The sequence below is a fragment of the Methylibium sp. T29 genome (assembly GCF_000576205.1).
GTDB classification, from domain to species: domain Bacteria; phylum Pseudomonadota; class Gammaproteobacteria; order Burkholderiales; family Burkholderiaceae_C; genus Methylibium; species Methylibium petroleiphilum.
The window spans coordinates 1-4,049 of record NZ_AZND01000279.1; the positions used below are offsets into that span (position 1 = coordinate 1).

The following is a 4,049-nucleotide window of genomic DNA, read 5'->3' on the forward strand; positions in this document are numbered from 1 at the left end:
GGCCCGCGGTGGCCGCGGTGGTGCTGGTCGCGGTCGCGACCGCGGCCTCGGCCTCGGTGTTCTCGCATTTCCGCTACGTCTACGTGTCCGTCGCGCTGATGCTGGTGGCGGCCGTCGGGGGCTTCGCCGGCGCAGCCACCGGCGGCCTGCTCGCCTCGCTGTCGGTCGGCATCGTCATCGCGCTCGGCCTGTTCCAACCCGGGCCGGGCGAGGGCTGGCTGGAGACGGTGGCCTTCTACCTGCCGGTGGTGCTGACGCTGGTGCCGCCGCTGCTGCTGGCCGCTGCGATGGAGCGCAATCGCCAGCATGTCCACGAGATCGAGGACCGCGAGGCGCAGTTCCGCACGCTGTACGAGCGCACGCCGGTGATGATGCACTCGGTCGACGTCGAGCGCCGGCTGGTCGCGGTCAACGACGCCTGGCTGGCCCGCCTGGGCTACGAGCGCTCCGAGGTCCTCGGGCGCCGTTCCACCGAGTTCCTGACCACCGAATCTCGCGAGCGCGCGGAGCGGTCGATCATTCCACGCTTCATGCGCGAAGGCGAACTGCGCGACATGGACTACCAGATGGTGACCAGGTCCGGCGAGGTGCTCGACGTGCAGATCTCCGCCATCTGGGAGACCGACGCGCACGGGCAGCCTTTGCGCACGCTCGCCGTTCTGAAGGACGTGACCGAGCAGAAGCGTCTGGCGCTCGAGCTGGCGGCCGAGAAGGAGCGCATCGAGGTCACGCTGCACTCGATCGGCGACGGCGTGATCAGCACCGACGAAGCGGGGCGCATCACCTATCTCAATCCGGTGGCCGAGCAGATGGTCGGTTGCCTGCTCGCGCAGGCCCGGGGCCTGCCGTTCGCGCAGGTCGTCCAGCTGTTCGACCAGGAGAGCGGCGCGCCGCTGCCGAGCCCGGTCGAGCAGTGCCTGCAGGACCGCGAGGTCTATGGCGTGCGGGAAAGCGCGGCGCTGCGGCACCGCTCCGGCCGCGACTACGGCGTGCAGATCTCGGCCGCACCGATCGCGGGGCGTGATGGACGGGTGCTCGGCGCGGTGATGGTGTTCCAGGACGTGACCGAGGCCCGCGGCCTGGCGCAGAAGATGTCCTACCTGGCCCATCACGACGGCCTCACCGGCCTGCCCAACCGCGTGCTGTTCCAGGACCGCGTGCACCAGGCCTGCCAGTCCGGACGCCGGCATGGCCGGCGTTTCGCGGTGATCTTCATGGATCTGGACCACTTCAAGCACGTCAACGATTCGCTGGGCCATGCGGTCGGCGACGAGCTGCTGAAGGCGGTGGCACAGCGGCTCACCGGCGCGCTGCGCGCCAGCGACACCATCTGCCGTCTCGGCGGCGACGAATTCGTGGTGCTGCTGTCCGACCTCGACGACGTCGAGGTCGATGGCGTGGCCGAGGTCGCCAAGAAGATCCTGCGGCAGGTGGCCCAGCCGTGCGTGCTGGGTGGCACCGAGGTCAACGTCGGCGCAAGCCTCGGCATCGCGCTGTTCCCGGGCGATGGCGAAGACCCCGACACACTGATGAAGCGTGCGGATGCGGCCATGTACCGGTCCAAGCGCGAAGGCCGCAACCGCTATCACTTCTTCTCGAAGGCGGTCGACGATGCCGCCTCGGCGCGGCTGCAGCTCGAGGCGGACATGCGCCGCGCGCTCGCGGCGGGCCAGTTCATCGTGCACTACCAGCCGGTGGTCCATGGCCGCACGCGCGATGCGGTCGCCGTCGAGGCCCTGTTGCGCTGGGACCGTGCGGGCCAGGGCCTGCAGAGCCCGGCCGTCTTCATCCGGTGGCCGAGGAGAGCGGCCTGATCGTGCCGATGGGCCACTGGGTCCTGCGCCAGGCCTGCGAGCAGCTGCGGGCGTGGTCGGGCACCGCGCTCGGCGGCATCTCGGTCGCGGTCAACGTCTCGCCGGTGCAGCTGGCGCAGGCAGATTTCGTCGACACCGTGGCCGACGTGCTGCACGCCACCGGCGTCGACGGCAGCCGTCTCGAGTTCGAGATCACCGAGTCCACGCTGATGCAGGATCCCGAGGCCACGCTGGAGATGCTGCGCCGCCTCAAGGGCCTGGGGGTGCGGATCGCGATCGACGACTTTGGCACCGGCTATTCCAGCCTCGGCCACCTCAAGCGCTTTCCGGTCGACACGCTGAAGATCGACCGCACCTTCGTGCGCGACCTCGAGGCCGATGCCGATGACCGCGAACTCGTCCGCGCGATCCTCGCCATGGCCCGCAGCCTGCGGCTGCACGTCGTGGCCGAGGGCGTCGAGACCGAGGCCCAGGCCGCGATCCTGGCCGCGATGGAGTGTCCGGCTTTCCAGGGCTACCTGTTCGCCCGGCCCGCCGACGCCACCGTGACGGCGGCATGGCTGCAGGACCGGGCCGCGACGCTCGCGCTGTGACGCCGGGCGCGCGCCGGATTCAGGGCTGCGGCGGGATGCGCAGCACCTGGCCCGGGTAGATCTTGTCCGGGTGCGTCAGCATCGGCTTGTTGGCCTCGAAGATCACCGGGTACTTGTTCGGCGTGCCGTAGAACTGCTTCGAGATCTTCGACAGGTTGTCGCCCTTCACCACGGTGTAGTACTGCGCCTCGGGCGTGGGCGTCGCCACCGTGAGCCGGTCGTTCACCGCCACCACGTTCTCGACGTTGCCGCAGCACAGCAGCACTTTCTCCTTGGTGGCCTGGTCGGGGGCCTCGCCCGAGACCGTGACCGTCGCGCTGGCACCGTCGAAGCCGACAGCCAGGCCGTCGACCTTCAGGCCCTGCGCCTGGATGTAGCTCACGATGGCGTCGCCGGCAGCCTTGTTCAGCCGCTCCAGGTTCTCGGGACTGGGGGCCTGCTTTGCGGCCTCCTGCGCTGCCTTGGCCTCGCCCTTGCCGAACAGCTTTTCTCCGGCTTCCTTGATGAAACTCATCAGGCCCATGGCGTTGTCCTTTCGTGGTGGATAGAGAAGGGGGAGTGCCGACTCTAAACCCACCGCGACCCGGCGCCGATGAAAGACCGCCTACCCCCGCGGGGCAGGGGGCTCAGGCCGCGTGCAGCAGTCCGCGACGCTCGATGAAGCTCACCACCTCGGCCAGGCCGGCGCGGGTCTTCAGGTTGGTCATCACGTAGGGCCGCGAACTCGCATGGGCCGGCCGCATGCGCTGCGTGTCGGCCTCCATGACGGCCAGGTCGGCGCCGACGTGCGGCGCAAGATCGGTCTTGTTGATGACGAACAGGTCGCTCTTGGTGATGCCGGGGCCGCCCTTGCGCGGGATCTTCTCGCCGGCGGCGACATCGATCACGTAGATCGTCAGGTCGCTGAGCTCGGGGCTGAAGGTGGCCGCGAGGTTGTCGCCGCCGGACTCGATGAACACGATGTCGGCGTTCGGGAACTTCGCCAGCATGCGGTCCACCGCCTCGAGATTGATCGACGCATCCTCGCGGATCGCCGTGTGCGGGCAGCCGCCGGTCTCCACACCCATGATGCGTTCGGGCTCCAGCGCGCCCGACACCGTGAGCAGGCGCTGGTCTTCCTTGGTGTAGATGTCGTTGGTCACGACCACCAGGTCCCAGCGCTCGCGCATGCTCTTGCAGAGCATCTCCACCAGCGTGGTCTTGCCGGAGCCGACGGGGCCGCCGACGCCACGCGCAGGGGGGGCAGCTTCTTGCTGCGGTGGGGGATCGAATGCAATGCGCTCATGGCGGTGATGATGCACGAAGCGCGCCACCGGCCACGCCGTGGCCCCGCTCGCTCAGGAGCGGAACAGCCGCGAGTACTGTGTCTCGTGGCGGGCCGACAGCACCGCGAGCATTGGCGTGAAGGCCATGCGTTCGCCGTCACGCAGCACGAGCGCCGCGTCCACGGTCGCGGGGATGGCCTCGACCAGCGCACCGAGCATGCGCTGGCCGGCGCTCTGGCCCAATGGCACCGCCTTGATCGCCGCCTGCACCATGTTCTCGGCCCAGCCGAAGGCGTAGGCCAGCGCCACCTCGCGCAGGCTCGCGGGCGTGCCGGCCGCGGCCAGCGCGAACGCCACCGGATAGCTGGGCGCGGGCG

At 69.5% G+C, this 4,049-nt stretch carries 2 protein-coding genes and 2 pseudogenes; 1 reads left to right on the forward strand and 3 read right to left on the reverse strand.

Annotated features, from left to right (window positions below):
- The first annotated feature begins 371 nt into the window (after positions 1-371).
- A pseudogene (locus x551_RS27680) lies at positions 372-2,407 on the forward strand (EAL domain-containing protein).
- Between the two features lie 19 nt (positions 2,408-2,426).
- On the opposite strand, the gene lysM reads toward x551_RS27680, so the two are convergent.
- From lysM to x551_RS19365, 3 genes and pseudogenes are all read right to left on the reverse strand, one after another.
- On the reverse strand, positions 2,427-2,930 hold the full coding sequence (gene lysM / locus x551_RS19355; RefSeq protein ID WP_036235720.1) for a peptidoglycan-binding protein LysM: 504 nt from the start codon (positions 2,928-2,930) through the stop codon (positions 2,427-2,429).
- A gap of 103 nt (positions 2,931-3,033) precedes the next feature.
- Positions 3,034-3,692, reverse strand: a pseudogene (ureG, locus tag x551_RS19360) (urease accessory protein UreG).
- Positions 3,693-3,744: 52 nt separating this feature from the next.
- On the reverse strand, positions 3,745-4,049 hold a 305-nt coding region (locus tag x551_RS19365), incomplete at its 5' end, for an urease accessory UreF family protein (RefSeq protein ID WP_036250342.1).

Bases quoted from the DNA above. Each gene is read 5' to 3' on its own strand.
- lysM (WP_036235720.1), bottom strand. From the start codon at position 2,930: ATGGGCCTGATGAGTTTCATCAAGGAAGCCGGAGAAAAGCTGTTCGGC.